Below are 23,546 nucleotides of genomic sequence, written 5' to 3' on the forward strand. Positions count from 1 at the left end.
AGGAACCACAAGAAGCACAAAAGGCACAAGCAAGATGGTATAAAGTTCCCATGAAGAACCTGCTGTTCATAGCGGCGATGATCATTTTGCTGGCGCAACCGGGCCGTGCCGAGCTCCTGGAAAAGACAAAGAAGGTTGGGACGACCACCGTCCACTACAAGGTTGTTCTGCCGAATGGCTACGATCCCGCAAAAGCCTATCCGGCTATTCTTGCGTTCGGCGGCGGCCCCCAGACCATGAATACGGTCGACAGTGTTTTAAGCCGGAACTTCCGTGCAGAGGCGGAAAAGCGCGGATACATCGTTATCGCGCCCGCGGCTCCGGACGACCAATTGTTCTTTGAGGACGGGGCACTGATCTTTCCGACCTTCCTTAAATCGATCCTGTTGGATTACAAAATCGAGAACAACAAGTTCCATATCGCCGGACCGTCCAACGGCGGGATCGCTGCATTCCATATCGCCGCTGCCAACCCGCAGTACTTCATATCCGTTACCGCCTTCCCGGGTTATATGTGGCAGCCGAGCCAGGCGAAGCTGCAGGCTATTTCGAAGATGTGCGTATTCATGTACGTCGGCGAACTTGACGAATATATGTGGCACGGCGAGATGCAGAAGGAAGCGGAATTCCTCCGTTCGAAAGGCACCGTTGCGCGCTACACCGTCGAAAAGGGGCAGCCGCATCGTCTGGAAACGCTCGCCGGCGCGAACGCCACCCGCTTGTTCGAAGGGTTCGAAGAGACAAAAAAAGGCTGCAACAGATAGCCGCGCGTCTGGAGAAGAATACTTATTGAAAGTTGCATCATTTCGCGAAGCGCGAGCCCGACAGGGCGAAGCCTCAAGTGAGGTTTCTGCATTTCAAATTTGAAATGCAGAAACTTCGAATGATGCAACCTCCAAATAACCAGCCCAATTAGTGTTCGTGATGGAAGTCGCGCTCTCGGTGTTTGTCCCAGTGGTGATCGTGTTCGATCCGGCCGCGTTCACCGTTCCAATAGCCCTGAAAGTATCGGCCGCCTTCATAATGGGGCCCAACCCAGCGGGCACCGCCGTATGGAGCACGGGTCCAATAACCTTGATGCCACTTGTAGTGGCTTCCCACGGGATACCAATAGCCTTCGACCCATGTGTAGTCCGGACCCGGACGCACCGGGACGACAGCTACCCGTGGCGCCGGAGGCGGCCCGATCCGGATTCCAAAGGATACTTGGGCGCCAAATACGGGCACGCTGGTGACAAGCATGACAGCCATCAATGTCGTCAGTAAGAAAGTTTTCATAAAGAAAGTTTTCATAAGGATTACGATCGCAAGCACTCAGCCAAAGGGCCGTTTCCGCCGGCAGGCTTTTATTTCAATGAGTTAGGGTAAATCTGGTCTTACATTACACAACGCAAGAGGCGGCCATGCCGGTAACTTTTCCCAGAAACCACCGTACCTTTATATTGGAGCCATCCAGATCCGGAGCGGAGAAAAGCAGGCGCCTATGGTCCATCGAAAGGCTGCAATCGTGTTCACGATCCTTCTCGGCGGGATTCTTGCCGAAGTGCTCCCTGCTGCGCAACAAACCGATCGTACGGTTTTTGTGCCGGTTAATGTCATCGGTGACGCCAATGCCGCAGTCACCGGACTGAAGCCGGAGAACTTTCAATTGTTCGAGGACAACAAGGAACAGAAGATTACGTCCTTCTCTCCCGAAAACGCTCCTTTAAGTGTGTCGATCATTCTGGGAGCCGGCGCGATGGTGCGCTCGGACCGCGTATCCGAGAAGATCATGGAGTCGGTAGACGCGTTCAAGAAGACGGGCAATCGCGCGAATGAGTATTTCGTCGATCCGTACCCCAGTACCGGCGTGGAAGATGCGATTGCGCGAGGTCTCGACAAACTGGCGGGCGCCAAGAACCGGCGTAAGGTTCTCGTCATGTTCATCGATAACTTCGATACTCCCGCCAATCCGGAGCAAGGGGCGCTCGAATCCGCGATGAAGCAGGATATTCCGATTTACTTCATGTTCATCAAGAACCAGTTTTTCCGCTTCTCCGGCACGCCGACAACAGCGGAAGATACCGGCGCCTATCCGATCTCATGGATGAATGTGTTTGAAAATGTCGCCTCGGACACCGGCGGCCGCGTCATCAACGCTGAACCCATGGGCAACCTGCAGGATGAATCCGTCAAACTCGCGGATGAACTCAAGAATCAATATGTGCTGGGGTTCACACCGAGCTCAGATGCCAGGACTGACAAGTGGCGAAATCTGAAAGTGACCGTCAAGGGCGTTTCCGGCCAGCAGAAAGCTGTCGTGCGGTTCAAGAAGCGCTACTTCGCATTCAGGTAACGACGACCGGCTGTTCAAATCTTCCAGTCTGGTGTTGCGACATACGACCGATTGATGTCTGAAACCGTGCGTGTGCCGCAGTTGCCCATAGCGAGTTTCAATTCTCCTTGAAGTGCGCCGCTGTACGTTTCACTGTTCCGTCCTGTCGTGTTGTCCACTGTAAGTAAGACACCGGTTGAGCCTGCGGCTTCGACACGCCGCAAGAGTTTTTCACATGGGTCCCATTTACTTGCGCCGCGCGATCGAAGAATCGTTGTGTCTCATGGCGGGGATTCTTGTATCTTCGATGTCAAATGTCAAACGGGAAGGGAAGGAACCCCAAGAAGCACAAAAGACACAAGAAAGTCCGGTCTTTCTTGTGTCTTTTGTGCTTCCTGGGGTTCCTTCCCCTGCTGTGTGCCGCTTGCCGGAGCCACGCCATGCCGGAAAAAAGTTTCTGGGCCGGGACTGTAGAACTCGCTCCGGGCGTCCATCTGCCGTTTCAGATGTATCTGGACCTGGAGGGGAAGAAGGCCGGCTATTTTCTGGTGGGCGAAGAGAAGACGCCGATCCCCGAAGTGGAATCCGCTCCCTCCCAGGTCGCGTTGAAGTTCTCCGAGTACGGCGCAGAAATGCACGGCGATTGGAACGGCGGTGGCCTGACAGGCGACTACATGCGGATCCGGTCGACCGGAACGAAGTCGTTCAAATTCACAGCCGCCCCGGAACGCCAACCTCAGCCGGCCGAGCGTGTGGACATTGCACCGGCAGGGAACTATCAGGTCGATGAAACTACGGTCGCCAGGCTTTGGAAAAAGGACGGTGGCGCCTACGGAACTTTCATCGCTACCGACGGCGACTATGGGCTCCTCGCGGGACGGCTCGCCGGACGCGGCGTTCAGTTCAACCGGTTTACCGGATGGCAGGCGATTTCGATCATTCTCGGACCTGCGTGGAACGGAACGTTGCAGGGAAAGTATTATGCCGCCGCGAATGATAAGCCTCAGGAACTGGTCTTGCGCCCTCGCTCCGACCTTAATTTAGAGCTGCCTGCGGCCCAGCAGACCGTGATGAAAGACTCCGGCGCGGGATTTTCCTTCTCTGGTGTTTCACTCGACGGGGCCACGGTTCGAAACACCGATGAGCGTTTCAAGGGTAAAGCGCTCATCCTCGACATCATGGGAACCTGGTGTCATAACTGTCTCGACGAGGCGCCTTTGCTCGAGCAGCTTCAGCGGGAATACGGCAAAGACGGTCTGGAAATTGTCGGACTCTCTTTCGAGATCAATGCCGATCCCGTGCTCGCAAAGAAAAATCTTCAGCTCTTCAAAGATCGCTTCGGCCTGACCTATACCCTCCTGTTCTGCGGAAGTCTCGACGACGAGAACGTGAAAGCGAAGATCCAAGGCCAGCTGGAGCACTTTTTTGCGTACCCCACAACGGTCTTTCTCGATAAGAGTCATCAGGTTCAGTTCATACACAGCGGATTCAACGGACCGGGAACTGGAGACCGGTTTCAGGCCCAGCAGGGGGAATTTCGCGACCTTGTAAACAAGCTGGGCTTGTATAATGTCGCGGCAGAGTCCAAACCAATAAAGTGAGAATACAAATGATGAAGCGCATTTTAGTTCTGGCATCGGCCGCAGCCCTGCTCGCTGCGGTTACGTTCCTGGCTCAGGGGCGAGGACAGGGGCCGCAACGCCAGGCGCCGGATCCGGCTGTCACGAACGATCAGCTCTTGAACACGGCGAAAGCGCCGGAGAACTGGCTCATGTACGGTGGTTCATACATGAACCAGCGGTACAGCCTGCTGAATCAGATCACGCCGGCGAACGTGAAAGATCTCGAGCTGAAGTGGGTATTTCAATCGCGCTCGCTCGAAAAGCACGAAGTCACGCCGCTTGTCGTGAATGGCGTGATGTACACGATCCAGAGCCCGAACGATATCGTGGCGTTGGACGCCGTCACCGGCAAGACGATCTGGAACTACTCGCACAAGCCGGATAAGGCCGCCCACAATTGCTGCGGGAATTTGACACGCGGCCTCGCCATCCTCGGCGACAAGTTGTTTCTCGCGGCCTATGACGCGCGCATGATCGCAATTGACGCCAAGACCGGCAAAGAGCTGTGGAACACCGAAGCCGCCGATCCGAAGCAGGGTTACGCGTTCACGGTTGCGCCGCTTGTCATCAAGGACAAAGTCATCGCCGGCACGGCAGGTGGTGAGTTCGGCGTCCGCGGTTTCATCGCTGCGTGGGATGTGAATACCGGCAAGGAAGTGTGGCGCTTCAACACCATTCCCGGACCCGGCGAGCCCGGCCATGAAACATGGAGCGGCGACTCCTGGATGCACGGCGGCGCGCCGATATGGGTTACCGGTTCCTATGATCCGGATTTGAACCTCACTTATTGGGGCACCGGAAACCCCGGTCCCGATTGGGATGGCGATGCGCGGCTCGGCGATAATTTGTACAGCTGTTCCGTCATCGCGCTGAATCCCGACACCGGAAAGCTTCAGTGGCATTACCAGTTTTCTCCGCACAACGAATTCGATTGGGACTCCACGCAGACGCCTGTTCTGGCCGACATCGAATGGCAGGGACGGAACCGCAAAGTGATGCTGTGGGCCAATCGCAGCGGCATGTACTATGTTCTCGACCGGATCAGCGGCGAATTCATGAAAGGCCAGCCCTTCGTCAAGACAAACTGGGCGACAGGTTTCGATCGGGCAGGCCGGCCGATCTTTGCTCCGGGGATTGTGCCCACCAAACAAGGGACACTGGTTTACCCCGGTAATCAGGGAGGTACGAACTGGTATCCGCCGTCATTCAGCCCCCGCACCGGTCTTTTCTATATTCCGGCATGGGAAAACAGCTCGAGCACATACGTCAAAGGCGAAGCACCGCCGGAGTTTCATGATGGCCAGACTTTTTCGGGCCCGTTCCCGAAGGGCGGCGCCACCGGCGAGGACGAGTACTCGGCTGTACGCGCGATCGATCCGAAGACGGGTGAAAAGAAGTGGGATTTCCGCCAGCCCGTGCGGCAAACCGAGGCCGGCATTCTCACGACGGCTTCCGATCTTTTGTTCAGCGGCGCGCGGGACGGCACGTTCTACGCGCTCGACGCCCGCGACGGGAAACTCCTGTGGCAGACCAGCCTTGGACCATCCGTCGCCGCCGGGCCGATGTCCTACTCTGTGAACGGCAAGCAATACCTCACCATCATGGTGGGCAGTTCGCTGTTCACGTTCGGTTTGCGACAATAGACAATCAAAGAGGGACGAAACCACAAGAGCGCAAAACGCACATGTCCTCTTGTGCCTCTTGTGGTTTCGTCCCCTTTGCTCATAGACTTGGCGGCATGAAAACCATCAGCCGCCGGAACCTTCTTCAATCTCTTCCGTTCTTCGCAATTGCACCACGTTTCCTGAGCCAAACCTCGAAGCCTGTCGTGTCCGTGAAGGCGCTCAACTACTTCGCGCTCGAAGTGTCGGACATGAAACGGTCTCTCGACTTCTATCAGGGGCTGTTCGGCATGCCCGTGCAGCTCCACCGCGACGGGGGTGTGCTGCTGCGCATCGGCAACGGTCCGCAGTTCATGTCGCTGATGCCGGCTGGTTCGAACCCGCCGCGGATTGTTCCGAACGTGGGCATGAGCGTCGGGAACTTCAATGCGGATCGGATTGTTGCAACCTTGCTCGAGCATGGTGTGACGAAAGCGCAGGCTTCCGATCCCGGTCTCAGCGGTGGCCCGATGAAGGTCCGCATCAAGATGCGTGATCGCACGCAGGAAGTTTACCTCGGCGATCCGGATGGCCTCGTTCTGCAATTGCAGGATACGAGCTTTTGCGGAGGCAGCGGACCATTGGGAAACATGTGCCTCGCCAAGCCGGAGCCTTCGCCAAAGCAGGGGCTCATGGCCGTCAAAAATCTCAGCCACTTCACGATCAACTCTTCCGACGGCAACCGGTCGAATGCATTTTATCGCGAAGTGTTCGGCCTGCCGGACCGGTCGAAGCAGGGCGCGGCCGTCGGTCTCGGCGTGGGGCCCGGCGTGATGTTCCTGATGTTTGCCGGCGGCGGTGGCGGCCGCGGCGGCGCGCCTGCGGCACCGAAACCTGCAAGCATCAACCACGTCTGTATGAACATGGAGAACTTCGTGCCCGACGCGGTGATGAAGACGCTGGCGTCATACGGAATCCCGCAGCGGGAAAATCCTCAAGGGCCGGTCGGTCCGCTGAAATCCTATATCAGTCTCCGCATGGAAAACCGCGGCGGCGCGCCGGGCGGCACACCCGAACTCTATTTCACGGACCCCGACGGGCTGCTCCTTCAGCTTCAGGATGTCACTTACTGTGGCGGCGCCGGCTTTCTGGGGAACGTCTGCGTGGGTTGACCTATAGGGTGGGCGTGTGGCTGCCGGGTATCAATGATGACTATTCGCCACAAAAGGCACATAAGGAAAATGGGGACGTCTCCCTATTTCCGCGAATTACAACGGAAATAGGGAGACGTCCCCATTTTCCTTTCTACCAGATCTGGACGTGATTCTCCGGCGGCAACCACATCGGCTGTCCCTGCTTCACTCCAAAAGCCTCATAGAAGTCCGCTATGTTGGATAACGGGCCGACCACGCGCCACTTTGCGGGGGCATGGACGTCGCTCAGCAGGTTGCGCTGGGTGAGTTCAGGGCGCCGCTGCTCCATCCAACCCAGGGCGTAGCCCAGGAAGTAGCGTTGAACGGGCGTAAGTCCGCCGATCTTTTCGCCCTTCTTGTATTGATCGGTTTTCTTGAAGGCATCCAGGCCGAGCAGAATTCCGCCGTAGTCCGCGATGTTTTCGCCGAGGCTGGCCTTACCGTTGATGTGCAATCCGGGCAGCGGTTCGTACGCATTGAACTGTTTCACCATCACTTCGGCCCGCTGCTGAAATTCCTTTGTGTCTTCTTTGGTCCACCATTTGGAAAGATTTCCGGCAGCATCGTACTGGCGGCCTTCGTCGTCGAAGCCGTGAGTCATCTCGTGGCCGATCGTCGAACCTCCGGCATAACCGTAGACGACAGCGTCGTCGACGTCGGAATCCTTCACTCCGGGAATCTCGAACGCAGCTGCCGGCAGGACGATCTCGTTATTGGACGGATTGTAATACGCGTTATAGGTCTGGGGCGTCATCGTCCATTCGGTGCGATCGACGGGTTTGCCGAACTTCGAGAGCATGTCGTCGAATTCCCACCGCGAAATAGCCATCATGTTGTCGGCATAGGATGATTTGCCGATCGTCAGGCCCGAGTAGTCCTTCCACTTGTCGGGATATCCGACCTTCTTTGTGATCGATGCCAGTTTCTGATGGGCTTTGGCTTTCGTCTCGGGGCTCATCCATTCCACCCGGTCGATGCGGTCGCTGTATGCCGCGCGGATTGCTTCGACAAGATCCGAGTAACGCTTCTTCTCGGATTCCGGGAAATACGCCTTCACGAAGATACGGCCAACGACCATTCCCATCGGACCGTTTTCCGCATCGAGGATGCGCTTCCAGCGCGGCCGCGGCTCTTTCTGTCCCGAGAGGACGCGATGGTAGAAGTTGAAATCCTCGGCGTCGATATCTTTGCTGAGGAATGGCGAGTACTCGCTGACCAGGTGGAAGCGGAGATAGTCCTTCAAAACAGGCGCTGGCGTCTTCTTCAGCAGCGCTTCAACTCCGCTGAAGAATTCGGGCTGGCCGACGACGACATACGATGCCTGCAGATTCCAGGCTGCGAGCCGATCGTTCCACGCGATCGAAGGCGTGTGCTTCTGGGTCACCTCGGCCGGCGTCATCTTGTTGTAGTTACGCACCGGGTCGCGCAGGTCTTCGAGTTTGCGCGAGACTTTGGCGAGCGCCGTCTCGAATTCCATGATCTTCGCGGCGTTTGCCTTTGCCGTCGGCTCGTCCTCGCCAATCAGCTTGAGCATGTTTCCAAGGTGCGTGACGTACTCGGTGCGGTTTTTCGCGACGGCGGGATCCGGGTTGAAGTAGTAGTCCCGATCCGGCAAACCGAGGCCGCCCTGCTGCAGGTGGACGGACATCACGTCGCTTTGTTTTTCGTCCTGACCGACGTAGAAGCCGAAGAAGGCGTCGATCCCCAATCGCTGAAGCGAAAACGCTTCATTGATCGCGTCCTGCGTGTTGGCAATGGTGTCGATCTTATCGAGCTCCGCTTTGAGGGGCATCAACCGCAATTGTTCGGCCTTGCCTTCATCCATCGCGGTGGTCCAGAAGTCGCCGATCTTCTGCTCGTCGGTGCCGGGGGCGGCAGTGGCCTTCACGGAGTTTTCATTAATGGTGCGAAGCTGGACGTACAGGTCGTCGCGAACGAGATTGCCGATACCCCATGCGGATTCCGTCGCGGGAATCGGATTCTTCTTCAGCCATCCACCGTTAGCGTACTGGAAGAAGTCATCGCCTGGATTGACCGACGTGTCCATGTTGGCGGCAAGAAAGTCCGGCTTCGGCGCCGCCGGCTGCGGTTGAGACTGAGGTTTGCTGCAGCTCGCGACCAGCAGGGCGGCAAGAAGTGCAACGCGTATCTTCTGTTTCATATTCACCCAAAAATGGGGACAGATCACTCACATGTTTCGTTTCGAAACAGAGTGAGTGATCTGTCCCCGCTTTTGTTCCTTTTTGTTACTTTTGCTCGGGGAACAGGCTGACTCTCACGAAGTCGCCGGTATTGAGATACTTCTTCGCGGCATCCTGAATGGTGGCGGCATCGAGACTCTTGTAGAGTTCGGGCGCATTCCAGACGCCGGCGATATCTTCGCCGTACTGAATCTTGCCGACGAGCTGGCTCAACAGGTAGCCGTTCTCCTTGCTGTTCGTCTCGAACTCGCGGAGCAGCGCTTCCTTCTCGTCCGCGACTTGCTTGGCCGTCGGTCCTTGAGTTTTGAGCTTGTCGATTTCCGTGAAGACCTGTTTTACCAGTTCATCGGTTCGCTGCGGATCCGAGCCGAACTGGATCGCGAGCTCATACTCCGTACGCGGGTACTTATCCGTTGAAGCGCTTGCGCTGATGCTGTATGTTCCGCCGAGTTCTTCGCGGATGCTTTCCAGCAATCTGGTCTGCAGGATCTGCGACATCGCGCGTATCGCCGTTCGGTGTGCCGGATCGAAGTCGAATGGTCCGGTGAACACGATGGCCGTCTGGCTCTTCGGCTCGATACCTTTTTCAACCCGTTTTTCGATAACGCCGGCCGGCAGCTTTACACCGACGTCCTTGAATGCGTGGGTCTGATTCAGCGAAGGCAGGCTTGCGATGTAGCGCTCGACCAGCGGCTTCATGGTTGCCAGGTCGAAGCTTCCGACGAAGACAAAGGTGAATCCGCTGGCATCGGCGAAGCGTTCCTTGTAGAAGGCCAGAGATTTGTCGAGGTTCCACTTATCGACGTCGGTTGCCTTGGGCATCTGCCGGCGTGGATGGTTTCCTCCGAGGATCGTGTTCAACGTGTCAGCGAATGCGTATCCGGGCGCGGCGGTCTGATTCGCGAGGGCGATTCGCGCCTGATTCGACTGGACGGTAAATGCGTCGGCGTCGGCCCTCGGCTTCATGAACCGCAGGTACGCCAGCTGGAACATGGTTTCGAGATCTTTGCGGGACGCGTTGCCGCTGAAACCTTCGGTCGTTTCACCGATGAACGCGCCGGCCGACGCAACCTTGCCGGTCAGAGCCTTCGACAGATCGACGCGGTTGAACGGGCCGACTCCACCTGCGCTGACAAGCTGTACCGCAGTGCTGGCCGGAATGAAATCGGCGTCGCTCGCCAGCGACGTGCCGCCGGGTCTGGTCGCGCGAAAAAGGATTTCATCCTCGCGGAAGTTCGTCGGTTTGAGAATGACCTTCACGCCATTCGATAGGTCCCATTCCGTAATACCGAGAGCGCCCAGCGTCATGGTTTTTGTAACCGTTCCTGGCGACGGAAGCGGATCGAGCAGCGCGGCCGTGCTCACCGTATCGACATAGGCTTTGATGTCTTTGCCGCCGGCGCCTTTTATCACTGCAGCAATCTTCGCTTCGTCGGGAAGGGCAACACCTGTTTTTTCCGGAGCCGTGACCGTGACGATGCGGTTGGTGTCCGTGAACCACTGTTTCGCGATGGCGTTGACTTCGGCTAGCGTGATCTGCGGAACGAATTGCAGATGCAAGGCCTGCTCGCGTTCCGCCCCGGGCAGAGGCTCCGCGGTCAGGAAATTCCGGATGTACTCATCCGCGCGATCGTTCGACTCTCTGTTCTGGTCTTCGATAACCATGCGCTCGTAGGCGCGGAGCACGTCCGTCTTCTCACGGTCCAGTTCGGTTTGCGTGAATCCGAACCGCTCGACCCGATCGACTTCGGTGAGCACGGCTTCGAGTCCTTTCTCGATGCCATCGTCTTTTACCCGGGCCCCGAGATCGGCTTCGTCCTTGGTCTTCGCTACGAACGGACTGCGATCGACGGATGCCGCCAGGAACGGCGCTCCCGGTTTCTGCGTGATTTCCGCGAAGCGTTCATCCAGCATGCCGGTGAAAAGTCCATCGACGATGTCCTGGCGGTAGACGCCGACCGTGCCTTCCTGCCGGTGGGGCAGGATATTTTCAATTTCGACGCTGGTCGAAGTCAGTTCTTTATCCGACAAGATTGCATAAACAGAACCCTTGCGGTCCGGCACATCGAATGTCGGCCGCGCTTTCGGCGAGGTGGAAGCCGGAATCGCGTTGAAGTGATTCTTGATGAGATTTTCGACCGCGCCTTTGTCGAAGTCGCCGACGGCAACAACCGCCATGAGTTCGGGCCTGTACCAGTCTTTATAGAACCTCTTCAGCATGTCGACTTTGGCGTTCTGAATGATCTCCGTCTTGCCGATCGGCAGCCGGTCCGCGTAGCGCGAGTCTTTCAGAACGATCGGCAGCAGCTTGTCCTGAATGCGGGCGCCCGCGCCGCGCCGGAGCCGCCACTCTTCCATAATGACCGGGCGTTCTTTCTCGACCTCAACCGGGTCGAAGCTGACGTTGTGCGCCCAGTCTTCGAGAACCTGGATGGCTTTGTCCATGGTTTCCGGCTTGTCGGTCGGAACCTGCAGCATGTAAACGGTCTCATCGAAGCTCGTATAGGCGTTGAGGTCCGCGCCGAACCGCATTCCCAGAGATTCGATGAAGGAAATGATGTCGTTTTTGGGGAAATGTGAGGTGCCGTTGAAGGCCATGTGCTCGATGAAATGAGCGAGGCCCTGCTGATCGTCATCTTCGAGGACGGAGCCGGCCTTGACAACAAGGCGCAATTCCGCGCGTTTTTCCGGCTTTTTGTTGGCGCGAACGTAGTACGTGACGCCATTCGACAGGTGCCCGATGCTGATTGTGGGATCTACCGGAATAGGCTGGTTCAGGTCCGCCTGAGGCGCCGCGCTGAATCCGGCGGCGACGGCGAGACTGGCGAGACAAAGAACGATCAGAGGTAAGTATTTGCGGTTGGTCATTAGGCTATAAGACCACAAAAATCCGGAGGGGTCACAAAAAACTTTGGCCATCGCGTGTTTCTTGTGATTTGCGGCCTTAAAAGGGTATGAACATTCACAAAACTCAATGGGGGACAACCATGGCGAGACTGCTGCGCGTAGTGTCTTTGGGCTTCTGATCGCCTCACTGCTTTAGATCCATTCGCTGATTGCGCAACAGGGCGCAACGTTATGAAGATGGCTGCTCTCGATTACAAGAAGTTGCTCCCCGAACTGACAGCAGGTGCCGGATCTCCGCTCCGCCGACGGCGAGGCCGCTCCGGATCAACCCGTCTGCGCCGATGAGAACACCGGTGGGAGTCGAGATGCAGTCGTAGGCTTCGGAGACTTCGAATTCGCGTTGAAGCAGAACGCGGGCTGCGTCGAATCCCTTGAATTTGGCCAGATTGTCTTTCACGGCTCCACGGCTGATGATCGCGACATTCGGCGCATTCTCCGCCTGGCGGATCCAGGCGGGTAGCTCAGCCGCAACAGCGACGCATGATTCACAATACGGACTGGAGAAGATCAGCAGGATGTCCTTTCCTTCCTCCTGCAGCGATTGCAGTGTCTTCATCTCACCGTTCAGGGAGCTCAGTGCAAATTCCGGCGCCGGCGTTTCCATCGGGAGTCCGATTCCCATTGCGGGGGCTTTTTCCGGTGCGGGAGGTTGCGCGGCGGTTTCCACTTCGTCTGCATCCGCTTCCTCCGGTGATTCTTTCGCGCGGCTGTCGGGCTTGGCATGATCAATCACATAAAAGAAGCAGAACAACGCGCCGCAGGCGGCCAGGATCGCCGCTCTGCGCTGGTTGCCTTCCAACGATGCGGCCCACGTCCACAACGCCGGTCCCGCATGACCGCGTCCCGCGCTCACCACCCAGGCGCCGCACACTGCCAGTACGCCATTGCGAATCAAGGTAGATGAGCCTATCGGCGCTGAATGCAATTGGCCGAAACATCCGCAATCGGGTTTACGGCCTCGCCACAGCGCGATAGCGGCGGCTATCGTAAATATTGTTAAAAGGATCATCGACCCCCAGGCGCCGTACCAGGCGGTGGAGGCGGGAATCAACGCGGCCGCGATAAGCAATTCAAGAACTGGAAGGAACTTCGCTACAGGAGAGGCGAAGCGCGAGGGCAGGCCGAAATCAGGTAAGACCTCGCGCAATCCGGCGGGATTCACGATCTTGGCCGCGCCGGCGAAGAGAAACACCGCTGCCAGTAGGAGCCGGACAGCGATAAAACCTGCCGACATCACCAGTGCATTTTATATAACACTTCGGCTACCCGCGCGGGAAATCTGCAGATGATTTGACCTCGACGATCTGTTGGGTGTGGCGGCTGCAGTGGCTGCCGAGCAAAATCAGCCATTGGTGGCAATCGAGCGGCCCGAAGAAAGGATGAGCAACCGACCGTTGACGGAAATCTGCAGGTGCTGTCTCCAGAATCTTTGCGATCTGTCCGGGGCCGGCGACGAGACGCTCCAGAGAATCCCGCATTGATGTTCCCGTCGGGTGCGTCGGTTCGGGGGCCTGCGCCTTCCTGGATCGATCCACTAACTTGCCGCGGAGCGTTTCATCCTCGATCTTGCCGGCGGGTGAACCCGCCATGTCCGCCGGAGATACAAGCAGCTGGTCGATTCTGCCGATGACCCGCTCCTGCACCCGCGCGAGATGCTCGACAACTCCGGCCACGGACCAGCCGCCGGAAGCCGGTTTGAAATTCGCTTGAGCCTCCGAGAATCCCGCGACGGCTTCATTCAACGCGCTATAGGCCTGATCTATTTTCCCCAGTACTTCTGTCTTTTCATGTGTCGAATACATCAGATCTCCTTATTCAGCTGTGCGCTCCCTGGGTTTGCGGCGGGTTTCGCGAGCGCACCAGGGTGAGAACGACGGATCCGATCGCTCCGCCAATCACAAGAGAGGCAACGACCCAGAAGGCGGCGGTGAATAATGGAAGCGTGATGTAACCGGCAAATGCACTCGGTCCCTCGAGTCCGTTGAAACGAGGTTCCTCCCAATTCAAAAGGCGCGCGAGCCAATATGTGGGCAGGACCAGGGCGCGCGTCCATAGGGCATAAACGGCGACCAGTTTGATGAGCATCCAATACGGCCGCGGCTTTCCGGCGAATCCCACCTGGAGTCCGAAGTAAATCGGACCAAGCACGGTTATCAGAGCTACTGCGCTAAGCAAGTTGCTTACACGGATCGGAGCTCCCGCCCGTTCCACGATCACTCTCAAGACCACAACAATTGCCGCGGCCGCGCACGGCCACTTTAGAATGCCCTTCACTCAGAACGCCGTTTTGGCCGCATCGCCGAGGATCGTGTCCCGATAAACAGGCAGAGACCAGCCGGCCTTTTCCAGTTCGTCGAGATCCTTCCGGACGCGGCTCTCATAGGTCTTCCTGTTACCGTACAGTTTCTGCAACTGGTCCCTGGAGAAGACATTTTCGTAGCCGGCAAGGCCGCACATCTGAGCTGGAGCACCTTGTCCATGGGCGGCCACCCAGGCGCTGGGATTCGGGATCGGCGGATTCGCGGCTTCGTTGCGAACGGTGAACTTTGCGGCGGGCACGTCCACGTAGGGATTCCGGATGCCGCCTTTCGCGTTTCCGTTTTCGTCGACGGCGATGACAGAGCGGCCGTCGACGGTCTCGGTCATGATGCGCGGGGCTCGCGGCGGAACCTTCCCTTTATCCACCCAGTCGAGGAGCGCGCGGAGCGCAACAGACATATAGGCCTGTTCTGGAAACTGGCTGATCGGGTTGCGGCAGGGATCGGGCTTGAAGCGGACGCTATCGCGGCTGTCGACATGCGCCATCCCCGCGAATTCGTAGATCCGGAATTGATCGCCCGGTTTGTCGCCGTCCGGCCGCTTGCTGACGTTGCCGCCGAAGACTTCGGTCATGGTTGGAACCTCGATCAGAGGAACATCGACGGCGCGGACCGTGGCGCCCGTCGACATCGGTAGAAAGCCGTCGTAGATGCGCTCCATGTCAGGCGTTCGAAACACCATGTGCGCCGGCAAATAGGCGACCAGGATGGCTGCAGTGGCCGATGTTCCCAGAAGGACCATCTTCCTTATGGCGAGTCCCGCAAAGGGAGTGCCGGTTTTCTTCTGTTTGATGAGGGCGCCCGCTTGAGCCAGGATCTCGGAGACCTGATCCGGGTCGACTTTGAGGTCCTTGTAACGCTCCTTGTTTTGTGCGAGCGGCTCCGTCAGGTTGGTCACGACCTCGATGGCCATATTCCCGGACGTCATCGTGTAATCCGAAGTGAATTCGAACATGTGCGCGGCGCCGCTGGGATGCATGGCCTCGACCTGTACAAGCCCGCTGAATTTCCGGTTGTTGGACGGCTTGCGGACCATGATTCGAGTCTTGTACGGCTTTCCATTCGCGGAGCCGGAAATGAAGTATTCGCGCGCTTCGTATCCATAGCGCGCGAGACCGCGTCCCTGTGGCAGTGAAGGAGTCGAATCGTAGATCGGGCCGGGTCCTGTAATTTCGGCGGAAACCGCGGGAATGGAAACCGCTGTAGGTTTGTCCGGCAGATTGACGGGTGGTCCGCCACGCTGTCCGCGCTGGGCCGCGGCTGGTGATGAGACAAGTAAACTGACCCCAGCCGTGAACGCGATCAAGGCCGCGAAATGAGTGCGTTTCATGGTTCTCCTCAGAAAGTGGTTCCGCCGCTGAGCGTGCTGCCGGGAACGGAATCGCAGGTCTTGTCGGCTGCGGGCAATACCACCTTGTTGGTCTCCGGATTAAGCGGACATTTGGCAATGGCCCCGACCCGCGATCCGAAATTACTGCCGTCGCGCAGCGGATTCAGCTTGACGCTGAACACGGTGCCTACTCCGAACGTCTTAGCCGTGATCCCTTGCTGCGCAACAGCGGCGGCTCCGGCCATTTCCGCTCCCCATTCGATGGGCTTTCCGTCGGCGCTCTTCAATATTCCCTTGCGGTCGGGGGCGATCAGATAGAAGTGCAATTCCGCATGGTTGGCCTGTGCAACGAACTGCTTGACCACTCCCGTCAACACCACCGTCTTTGTCTGATCGTACATGGCGAAAGAATGGTGCGATAACGCGGGCCTGACAGCCAGGGACGTGCATAAGAGCGTACCGGCGGCAATCCATATGAGTTTGGTTTTCATGGTTCTTTCCTTTATATGGCTATTTGAAAATGTCGAGTATTTCCTTCGGAAGAGCGCTGTCCTCCGGTTTGTCCCAGTCTTTCTCGAAATATGTCTCCCAGTTTTCAGCCCAGGGCCGGCCGTAATAATCGACAAAACGCGGGTCGGAGGGCGCCAGCTGCGTCGGCTTGCCATTGACATCCTTGATGTTGCTCAGGCATTCGACGTAGGAAAACCGCCGATTCGGATCGTCCATCGTGGCTCGCCGCGCAAAGCGATAGGTGGCGTGGACCGGCGCCACGAAGGCGTCCGGATCGTAAAAGGTCGTCTCGTGATCCAGTCCGATAAATTTGCCGGCGGCGTCGTAAGCGGGTTTGAAGGTTTCGACGGTTTCCATCTTGTCGCTGATCTCGAACATCGCGTGCGACAGTTGCCAGCCCTGAATATTCGCCGTCCAGGTGACCAGTGTCGTTCCATCCCAGAACGCGATCGATTCGCCCCACCATTGCGGGACCTTCTGGACATGTTCTTTCTGGCCGATCAGGAATTGCCGCAGAAAGTTATCCGCGATACCGGAAACGGTCTGCATCATATACGGCGTCATTGTGAGCTGGAAATTCCCAGCCTGTGAGGGCTGCGCCCACCAGCGAATGAATCCTTCGGGATAGCAGAAGGAGGCGCTCCACTGCGGAGCGTTCGTGACGGCCTCATGATAGATCGTTTGAACCATGCGTTTCTGGTATTCCGGAGTGAGCAGGGAAAGTACTGTCGGAGCCTGGCTCACCCCCCAGATCCATTCGGAGCCATGATCGGCTTGTTGGTCGCGCGAATAATATCCATCCCAGTCCGGCACCGTTGCTCTGGTGTAAACCGTCGGGCCGCCTTTTGCCTTCGCAGCGGCGAGCAAAGCCTCGTAATGTTCCTGGGCGGTCTTGTAGGAATAGGGGCTGAGGATGCTCTCGCGTTTTAAGTCCGCATTGCAGTCGCCCCACCCGGCGGAAGTAGGCGGATTGGGTCCGACCACTCCGTTGGACCATGCCTCTTCGAGGTCGCGCGGGATATTGCACCGGTAGTAGCGCTTGTCCAGCCAGTGTTCCTTGTCCTTGTAAAAGTTCTTCGAGGTGAACAGGTCTATTGCCAAAGGCTCGACTCCCGGCGGCGGTCCTTTGATTTCCCGCGTACGTCTTTGTCCCCCGCCTCTTTGGCCCTGCCCACCTCCTTGTGCCGCTGCGCCTCTTTGGCCTGGTGCCTGCTGAGCGAACGCCGCTGTCGATAGAACCGCGAACAGAACGGCGAAGAATGTAGCTTTAGTTCTCATCTGACCCTCTTGTAATGAAACATCAGTTGGTGCAGCTTGTAGCAAGCGTTTCCAGCGAAGTCAAGTTCACTTCGACATACTTCGGATCGCGATACAGCAGACCTCTGACCTCGACCTTTTGGTTTTGCCGGGAATCGGCCTTTAAAGGCGGACTCACGCTGACTAATTCCAGGACCTGTGCGCCCAGAGGCTTTGCCCGCGCGGCCTCGAGAGCTGCAGGAGTTGAGTCCTCCTCTTTCGTTGCCACGGGGTCGCTCGCGTTTGTCAAAATCCATTTGCTGTTCCGGGCAAGCGTCAAACAACCAACCGCCTGCACCAGTGAAAAATTTGCCGGGCCTGAAGCATCGGCGTCTTTCTTCACTCGTATGTCTTCGAGCGAAGCGATATCCGTTTTGAGTTCGCCGTTGCCCTCGGGGAACCCGTTTTGCTGAAGAATGTATGAAAGGATGTCGATTTTCACTTCGTCCTTCACGTTGCCCGAATTGCCCTGCGGCATCGTATCGCGAATCTTGGTAAAAAGTCCGGTCAGGTTGTCCTTCTCCCAATGGGTCAGAAACTCGGGTCCTTTGATAGCGGGCCCTCTTTCGGATCCGGTAAGGGCGAGATTGTGACATCGGGAACAGTCCATATCGAAGGCGGCCTTGCCGCGCAAAGCCTGGGCGGAGGTGAAGACGCCGTCCGAAAGGGAAGACCGCTGCGCTGCCGCGGGAAGCCCAAAGGCCAGAATTATTAAAATCAGTGTCGATATCGCGCCGGGTTTGCACAAAAAACCGATTTTCGACACGGTGTGTGAGCGACCCCCGGCCGCTTCGCGGCTGTCCCCCTGTATCAAGGGGACAGTAAATCCCGCAGAATGAACACGACCACTCTCTTCCTGATATAGGGGGAGAGCCGACGGAGCCGGCAGGGGGGCGCTCACGAGGACTTTTTGCGCCAAGCCCGATTTCGACCGCACTGCTCCCCCTACCTGCCTGACGCCGCTGCCGGCGCCGGAATCCCGTTCTTCGCCATCAAATCGCGAAGCAGTTCCGCGGCTGCCGCGTTCCCACCGCCGCCTCCGCGGCCTCCCGCCCCGCCACCTCCTCGGCGGCCGCCGGCTCCGCCGCCCTGAGCGATAGCGAGGGGCGTTCGCCCCTGTTTGTCTTTCCGGTCGAGCCGGGCGCCTTGATCCGCGGCGTATTGAATGATCGCCGTGGAACCGCGTTGAGCGGCATTGTGCAGGACGGTCTGGCCGTTGCTGTTGAAGGCGTTCAGGTCGACGCCATGCTCGACGAGCAGTTTGATGGCGTCCAGAGAGTTCGCGACCATTGCCGTCGTTGTATGGTCCTTGAGGGTAAGCGTTGGATCCGCTCCGCCATCGAGCAGCAGCCGCAGGACCGGCAGATCATTGCCCTTTGCCGCCCGCATCAGAGGCGTCGCTCCTTCACCCAGTGAGGTGTCACCGACAAGATTGTTATGCCGGCCGATGATCGGCTTCCGAAGTCTGAGGTTCGGGTTCGCGCCATTTGCGAGCAGCACTTTTACCATGCCGGCGGCGTCGATTTCATCGTGCAGCTTCGGATCCGGCCGCGTCATCATTCCGGCGGGCGTCCGCATATCGACTGCAGCATACAGCGCCGTCATTCCGCTACTGTCGGCCACATTGGGATCCGCTCCTTTATTCAACAGCAGGGAGGCGAGATCATAATGAAGATTAATGACCGCCAGCTGGAGCGCGGTTGTTCCATCGGCATCGGCCGCATTGAGGTCCGCTTTCAAATCGGCCAGCGCCGCCGCCGCTTCGGCGGCATTTTGACGGGCTGCATACATCAGGGCGGTCCAGCCGCCGTGGGGCAATATAAATACCGCCATGCCATTGGTTTGATATTTGTATTCGGGGAAGCTCAAGACCTTGGAATGAACGTTCATGGCGGCGCCGGCTGCAACCAGCGCCTGGACCGCCGCCGCATGATTCTCGCCGGCGGCCCACATCAGCGCCGTCTCGTCCTGCCATGTTTCCTTTGCATTGACTTCGGCGCCGTGGGCAATCAGAGCGTTCACCACGCCGGCATTGCCTGTCCGCGCCGCCGTCATCAGAACCGTTTCACCTTCCGGCAGCGCGGAGTTGGCATCGGCCCCCGCTTTGAGCAGCGCTTCGACCAGCGCCGCATTCCCATTGGTAGCGGCAAGTGAAATGGGCGTGACGCCATAGCGGTTTGCGGCCTTGACCTTCGCGCCTGCGCGAATCAACGACAGCGCGGTTTCGACGTCATCGTTGCGCGCGGCCCAATGAAGAGCCGTCATGCCGTCCGGTTCCTGACCGTTGACGTCGGGATGCTGCTTCAGCAGCGTCCGGACCAGCATCGTATTGCCCGACTTCACCGCCTCGATCAGATTTGGGTTGTTCCCCGAACCGGCGAAAAGGGGAACGAGCACAAGAAGCACAAGAAGCACAACAGACACCAGAAAGTAATGCCTCTTCATATTTCGACACGGCCGGTGCTGATGCCGAACTTGTCGATACCGCAGTCGAACTTGTCGGCCAGCGAAACCAGAAGATTGGCGAACGGCGTTTCCTTTGCGGCCTGAATGTGACGATTACCTTTCAGCTGACCCGCGGCGCCGCCAACCAGAAGCGTTGGGATGTTCAGGCGCGAATGGGTATCGCTTTCGCTCATCCCGCTGCCGTACAGGATCAGCGAATGATCGAGCAGTGAGCCATCTCCGTCAGGCGTCGATTGCAGCCTTTCCACGAACTTTGCGAACAGGGTTACGTGATACGTGTTGAGCTTGACCAGATTTGCCAGTTTGTCCGGATTGTTTCCGTGATGAGACATCGCGTGATGAGGCTCGTTCACTCCAATGTTGGGATAAACCCGCTGGCTGGCATCGCGCGATTTCATAAACGTCACGACGCGCGTGATGTTGGCCTCGTAGGCGACGGCGGCCAGGTCGTACATCAGCATGGCGTGCTCTTCGAAGGATTCGGGGATGCCGATCGGAGCGTCCGGCACGGTCACCTTGGCAGTTGCCTGCTTCTCCGCCTTTTGAATGCGCTCCTCAATCTCGCGGACGTGATCGAGATACTCGCTGAGCCGGGCGCGGTCTTTCGGTCCGAGCTTTTTCTGAAGATCCGCAGCATCTTCACGGACGGAATCGAGAATACTGCGATCCTCCTGCATCCTTTCCATCCGTTGCGCCCGGGTGCCCGGACGGCCGAACAGGCGTTCGAATACAAGCCGCGGATCGATTTCCATTGGAAGCGGCGTGGTCGGCGTCTTCCATGAAATCGTGTTCATGTAGGCGCAGCTGTATGCGGTGTCGCAGCCGCCGATCCAACCCGTGAAATCTTCAGTCGCCAATTCGAGGGAAGGGAGCGGCGTGTCCTGACCGATCTGGCCGGCAATAACCTGATCGATCGTGGTGCCCGCCCGGACATTTTCCGCGATCGTCTTGAATGGAATCGACCCGCTCAACCAGGCGGCAACCGTCACGGCATGGCCATCCAGCGGATCGCAAAGCTCGGAGACCAGAGTCATCGAATTTCGAAACGGTTCAAGCGGCTTCAGTATCGGCGTGAATTCGAAATCCGTCCCGGCCTTTGCCGGCGTCCAAAATCCCGGCCGCTCGCCCAGCGGAACAAAGACGGCTCCAAAACGCTTGAGCGGATTTGCGGCGGTTCTCGCGGTTGCGGTGAGGGCCGGGACCATCGATTCCAGAAACGGCAGCGCGATGGCGGCTCCCGCTCCTCTTAGCACTGCCCGTCGAGAGATATGTTTTTTCGTGGCGAACATGGAATGGCCTCCTTGTTTCAGTCTCCAGCAACGATTCTTTTCTGAAATGGCGTACTCTTCACGATTCCCAAAATCAGCGAAGAGAAACGGTAGTTCTGACGCGCGGAATCCCGGACGATGGCCCGCACCGACGGCATGTCGGAATAAGCCAGACCGCGGCCGAGCGCAAAGATCATCAATTTTTCCGTAAGCGTTCCCACAAACAAATCCGGTTGCCTCAGTAATGCCTTGCGCAGGGAAACGACTCCATCGACTTTGCTGCCGTCGAGAAGCTGTCCGGAGGCATCGATCGGCGTTCCCATCGTCCTGACGGTGTCGCCATCACGGTTGCGCCACGCGCCGACCGCGTCGAAGTTTTCCAGCGACAGCCCGATGGGGTCCATCAGCTTATGGCAATTGGCGCAGACCGGATTGGACCGGTGTTCCTCCATGCGCTCGCGCATCGTGAGAACTTTGCCTTCGCGCTGCGGGTTCTCATTCAGCGGAGGAACATTGGCCGGTGGCGCCGGGGGCGGAGCGCCGAGAAGATTATCCAGAATCCATTTGCCGCGAACCACAGGCGATGTGCGGTCCGTGTGCGAGGTCACCATCAGCACGGCTCCCTTGCCCAGGAGTCCGAAACGTGCTTCGTCGGTCAGTGTGACACGACGGAAATTGCTGCCGTAAACGTTTGGAATCTGATAATGCTTCGCGAGCCGTTCGTTCAGAAACGTGTAGTTTGCCGTCATCAGATCCAGAACGTTGCGGTCCTCGTGCACGATGCTGTCGAAGAACAGCGAGGTCTCGCGCTCGAGCGCCTGCCGCAGGTTGTCGTCGAAATCCGGAAATTCTTCCGAAAGCGGCTGCATGTTTTTCAGGTTGCGCAGGTACAGCCACTGGGCCGCGAAGTTGGTGGTGAGCGACTCGGCTTTGGGGTCCGCCAGCATCCGCCGGACTTGTTGCTCCAGCCCGGCCGGGCTGTGCAGCCGACCCATCGTTGCGTCCTTCAGCAATTGATCGTCTGGAATGCTGCTCCAGAGAAAAAAAGACAGCCGCGACGCCAGTTCCAGATCGCTGATGCGGTAAACGGTCCCGGGCGCAGCATCCGCAGGATCGGTTTCGATGTGAAAAACGAATTTCGGACTCGCCAGAATCCTTTGCAGCGAAGTCTGGATCGCCTTTTCAAAAGTTCCCGTCCGGCGGGAGGCATCATAAAACCCCATGAGCCGGCGGATATCCGTTTCTGTCAGATCGCCGCGATACGCGCGCCTGGCCAGAGTCGACACGATCTTCCGCGCGCACGGCTGCTCGCCGGCCTGGCTCGTGGGTCTGCAGACAAAGATTTTGCGGCGGCTCGGTGTGTCTCCCGGCCCGGTGGCGTCGAATGGACCCGTAACAGTGAAGGTTTCGAAATGCGGAAGGCCGGAGGTGTCGCGCGTATCCGTCGAGCTGCGGATAAAAGGCTCCAGGCGCGTCGGGTTATACGCCGCGGTTCGCTCGACGAAGGCAGCCGTGATCACGTGTGGTCCCGCTTTCAAAGGAATACGAATCCGGCCGCGTTCGTCGATCTCATCGCCGAGTTTGGTCATGTTCACCAGATTCGCATTGAAATCGGCTTCCCCACCCATCTTGAAGAGGTGAACGCGAACGCCATCGACGGTGTACTCGACTTCATGCTCGTATTCCAGTCCGCGCATGACGCCTAAATTCGTTCGAAACAGCCGGACCGTCAGGAGGTACTCGCCGTCGAGAGGCAGCGTCACTTTGGAGAGGATGCCTCCGACCGTCCCGATCGGCATGCCTTCCAGATGGACGTCCTGAGAAGCATCCTGCCGGATGCGGAAAGTCTCGCCGCTGGCCGCCGTATCGGGATCTCCGACCGCGAGAGCGCTGACGATCCCGGCCGCGCCCATGAAACGTTCCAGCAATACCGGAGAGACGCCCAAAACATCGCCGACGTTGTCAAAGCCATAGGCCGCATCGTCGGGCGGCAACAGGGACGCGGGATCGACTTCGAGCTCCAGCAAATCCCGAATCGCGTTGCCGTATTCGACACGATTGAGGCGATGCAAAAGCGGCCGTCCGGGATTGGGATTCGCGGCGGCGGCGCGATCGAGTTCTCCCGTCAGCCAGGACACCAGACTTTGCCGCGTTGCCGGATCGGGCTGTGGCGCCCCTTGCGGCGGCATCATCCCAACGCGCAATTTACGGACGGCTTTCTCCCAGGTCTCCGCTCCCGCAGCCACGCTGGTGAAATCCATTTTGTCGAGCATCAGCCCCGCCGTCCGGGTGCGCTGGTTGTGGCACGTAACGCAGTACTGATTCACGGCAGCGCGAGATTCCTCGACTCGTGGGGCAGACGTCGACTGACAAAGGGCTGTCATCGTCAGCCCTGAAAGAGCCAGAACAACGATCGAGAACGGTTTTCTCACGGGGGCCTCTGCGCTTACAGCTTGGGAATATCGTGTTGAACTCTACAATGAACGGCGGGGCAGGTCAAAGAGATTGCTCAGAGGATTC

General features: G+C 58.0%; 18 protein-coding genes. 5 read left to right on the top strand and 13 right to left on the bottom strand.

The features are described 5' to 3' along the window. Positions 1 to 50 precede the first annotated feature (50 nt). Positions 51 to 764 carry an alpha/beta hydrolase-fold protein gene (locus tag VGK48_13565; protein ID HEY2382200.1) on the top strand — a complete coding sequence of 238 codons (714 nt, stop codon included), beginning with the start codon at positions 51 to 53 and terminating at the stop codon, positions 762 to 764. A gap of 148 nt (positions 765 to 912) precedes the next feature. On the opposite strand, the gene VGK48_13570 is transcribed toward VGK48_13565, so the two are convergent. After that, on the bottom strand, positions 913 to 1,278 hold the full coding sequence (locus tag VGK48_13570) for a YXWGXW repeat-containing protein (protein ID HEY2382201.1): 366 nt from the start codon (positions 1,276 to 1,278) through the stop codon (positions 913 to 915). Positions 1,279 to 1,483: 205 nt separating this feature from the next. Here VGK48_13570 and VGK48_13575 point away from each other — a divergent pair, with 205 nt between their 5' ends. The 4 genes from VGK48_13575 (at position 1,484) to VGK48_13590 (ending at position 6,709) form a co-directional block, all read left to right on the top strand. Next, entirely contained in the window at positions 1,484 to 2,335 is an 852-nt protein-coding gene (locus VGK48_13575) for a hypothetical protein (protein HEY2382202.1), read from the top strand. A gap of 419 nt (positions 2,336 to 2,754) precedes the next feature. Continuing rightward, positions 2,755 to 3,915: a TlpA disulfide reductase family protein gene (locus VGK48_13580; protein ID HEY2382203.1), complete on the top strand. Its 1,161-nt coding sequence runs from the start codon at positions 2,755 to 2,757 to the stop codon at positions 3,913 to 3,915. An 8-nt stretch (positions 3,916 to 3,923) separates the two neighbouring features. Then, complete coding sequence (locus tag VGK48_13585; protein HEY2382204.1) at positions 3,924 to 5,579, top strand: PQQ-dependent dehydrogenase, methanol/ethanol family; 1,656 nt, start codon at positions 3,924 to 3,926, stop codon at positions 5,577 to 5,579. Positions 5,580 to 5,674: 95 nt separating this feature from the next. Continuing rightward, complete coding sequence (locus tag VGK48_13590; GenBank protein ID HEY2382205.1) at positions 5,675 to 6,709, top strand: VOC family protein; 1,035 nt, start codon at positions 5,675 to 5,677, stop codon at positions 6,707 to 6,709. Between the two features lie 133 nt (positions 6,710 to 6,842). On the opposite strand, the gene VGK48_13595 is transcribed toward VGK48_13590, so the two are convergent. The 12 genes from VGK48_13595 to VGK48_13650 all read right to left on the bottom strand — a co-directional run bounded on the left by VGK48_13595 (position 6,843) and on the right by VGK48_13650 (position 23,458). Then, positions 6,843 to 8,891, bottom strand: coding sequence for a M13 family metallopeptidase (locus VGK48_13595; GenBank protein ID HEY2382206.1), 2,049 nt, complete (start codon positions 8,889 to 8,891; stop codon positions 6,843 to 6,845). Positions 8,892 to 8,976: 85 nt separating this feature from the next. Then, positions 8,977 to 11,799: an insulinase family protein gene (locus VGK48_13600; protein ID HEY2382207.1), complete on the bottom strand. Its 2,823-nt coding sequence runs from the start codon at positions 11,797 to 11,799 to the stop codon at positions 8,977 to 8,979. Positions 11,800 to 12,007: 208 nt separating this feature from the next. Then, positions 12,008 to 13,072, bottom strand: coding sequence for a MauE/DoxX family redox-associated membrane protein (locus VGK48_13605; protein HEY2382208.1), 1,065 nt, complete (start codon positions 13,070 to 13,072; stop codon positions 12,008 to 12,010). Between the two features lie 28 nt (positions 13,073 to 13,100). Further along, complete coding sequence (locus VGK48_13610) at positions 13,101 to 13,640, bottom strand: DinB family protein (GenBank protein ID HEY2382209.1); 540 nt, start codon at positions 13,638 to 13,640, stop codon at positions 13,101 to 13,103. A gap of 13 nt (positions 13,641 to 13,653) precedes the next feature. Then, on the bottom strand, positions 13,654 to 14,112 hold the full coding sequence (locus VGK48_13615; protein ID HEY2382210.1) for a hypothetical protein: 459 nt from the start codon (positions 14,110 to 14,112) through the stop codon (positions 13,654 to 13,656). Continuing rightward, entirely contained in the window at positions 14,113 to 15,486 is a 1,374-nt protein-coding gene (locus tag VGK48_13620; protein ID HEY2382211.1) for an alpha/beta hydrolase domain-containing protein, read from the bottom strand. It abuts the gene before it with no gap. A gap of 8 nt (positions 15,487 to 15,494) precedes the next feature. Beyond that, the gene (locus VGK48_13625) at positions 15,495 to 15,977 is read right to left on the bottom strand and encodes a DUF6152 family protein (GenBank protein ID HEY2382212.1); all 483 of its coding nucleotides are present in this window, start codon (positions 15,975 to 15,977) and stop codon (positions 15,495 to 15,497) included. 19 nt (positions 15,978 to 15,996) lie between these two features. Continuing rightward, positions 15,997 to 17,274 (bottom strand): hypothetical protein, encoded by a 1,278-nt coding sequence (locus VGK48_13630; GenBank protein HEY2382213.1) that lies wholly within the window; start codon positions 17,272 to 17,274, stop codon positions 15,997 to 15,999. 22 nt (positions 17,275 to 17,296) lie between these two features. Beyond that, complete coding sequence (locus tag VGK48_13635) at positions 17,297 to 18,058, bottom strand: cytochrome c (protein HEY2382214.1); 762 nt, start codon at positions 18,056 to 18,058, stop codon at positions 17,297 to 17,299. Between the two features lie 179 nt (positions 18,059 to 18,237). Further along, positions 18,238 to 19,716 carry an ankyrin repeat domain-containing protein gene (locus tag VGK48_13640; protein HEY2382215.1) on the bottom strand — a complete coding sequence of 493 codons (1,479 nt, stop codon included), beginning with the start codon at positions 19,714 to 19,716 and terminating at the stop codon, positions 18,238 to 18,240. 17 nt (positions 19,717 to 19,733) lie between these two features. Further along, entirely contained in the window at positions 19,734 to 21,047 is a 1,314-nt protein-coding gene (locus VGK48_13645; protein HEY2382216.1) for a DUF1552 domain-containing protein, read from the bottom strand. 17 nt (positions 21,048 to 21,064) lie between these two features. After that, positions 21,065 to 23,458 (bottom strand): DUF1592 domain-containing protein, encoded by a 2,394-nt coding sequence (locus VGK48_13650; protein ID HEY2382217.1) that lies wholly within the window; start codon positions 23,456 to 23,458, stop codon positions 21,065 to 21,067. Between the last annotated feature and the right edge of the window lie 88 nt (positions 23,459 to 23,546).

This window comes from Terriglobia bacterium, assembly GCA_036496425.1.
Taxonomy (GTDB): domain Bacteria; phylum Acidobacteriota; class Terriglobia; order 20CM-2-55-15; family 20CM-2-55-15; genus 20CM-2-55-15.

Excerpts from the sequence above, each read along its gene's own strand:
- VGK48_13590 (HEY2382205.1), top strand. The coding sequence starts at position 5,675 with ATGAAAACCATCAGCCGCCGGAACCTTCTTCAATCTCTTCCGTTCTTC.
- VGK48_13580 (HEY2382203.1), top strand. The coding sequence starts at position 2,755 with ATGCCGGAAAAAAGTTTCTGGGCCGGGACTGTAGAACTCGCTCCGGGC.
- VGK48_13600 (HEY2382207.1), bottom strand. The coding sequence starts at position 11,799 with ATGACCAACCGCAAATACTTACCTCTGATCGTTCTTTGTCTCGCCAGT.
- VGK48_13565 (HEY2382200.1), top strand. The coding sequence starts at position 51 with ATGAAGAACCTGCTGTTCATAGCGGCGATGATCATTTTGCTGGCGCAA.
- VGK48_13625 (HEY2382212.1), bottom strand. The coding sequence starts at position 15,977 with ATGAAAACCAAACTCATATGGATTGCCGCCGGTACGCTCTTATGCACG.
- VGK48_13605 (HEY2382208.1), bottom strand. The coding sequence starts at position 13,072 with ATGTCGGCAGGTTTTATCGCTGTCCGGCTCCTACTGGCAGCGGTGTTT.
- VGK48_13610 (HEY2382209.1), bottom strand. The coding sequence starts at position 13,640 with ATGTATTCGACACATGAAAAGACAGAAGTACTGGGGAAAATAGATCAG.
- VGK48_13595 (HEY2382206.1), bottom strand. The coding sequence starts at position 8,891 with ATGAAACAGAAGATACGCGTTGCACTTCTTGCCGCCCTGCTGGTCGCG.
- VGK48_13570 (HEY2382201.1), bottom strand. The coding sequence starts at position 1,278 with ATGAAAACTTTCTTACTGACGACATTGATGGCTGTCATGCTTGTCACC.
- VGK48_13645 (HEY2382216.1), bottom strand. The coding sequence starts at position 21,047 with ATGTTCGCCACGAAAAAACATATCTCTCGACGGGCAGTGCTAAGAGGA.
- VGK48_13575 (HEY2382202.1), top strand. The coding sequence starts at position 1,484 with ATGGTCCATCGAAAGGCTGCAATCGTGTTCACGATCCTTCTCGGCGGG.
- VGK48_13630 (HEY2382213.1), bottom strand. The coding sequence starts at position 17,274 with ATGAGAACTAAAGCTACATTCTTCGCCGTTCTGTTCGCGGTTCTATCG.
- VGK48_13620 (HEY2382211.1), bottom strand. The coding sequence starts at position 15,486 with ATGAAACGCACTCATTTCGCGGCCTTGATCGCGTTCACGGCTGGGGTC.
- VGK48_13585 (HEY2382204.1), top strand. The coding sequence starts at position 3,924 with ATGATGAAGCGCATTTTAGTTCTGGCATCGGCCGCAGCCCTGCTCGCT.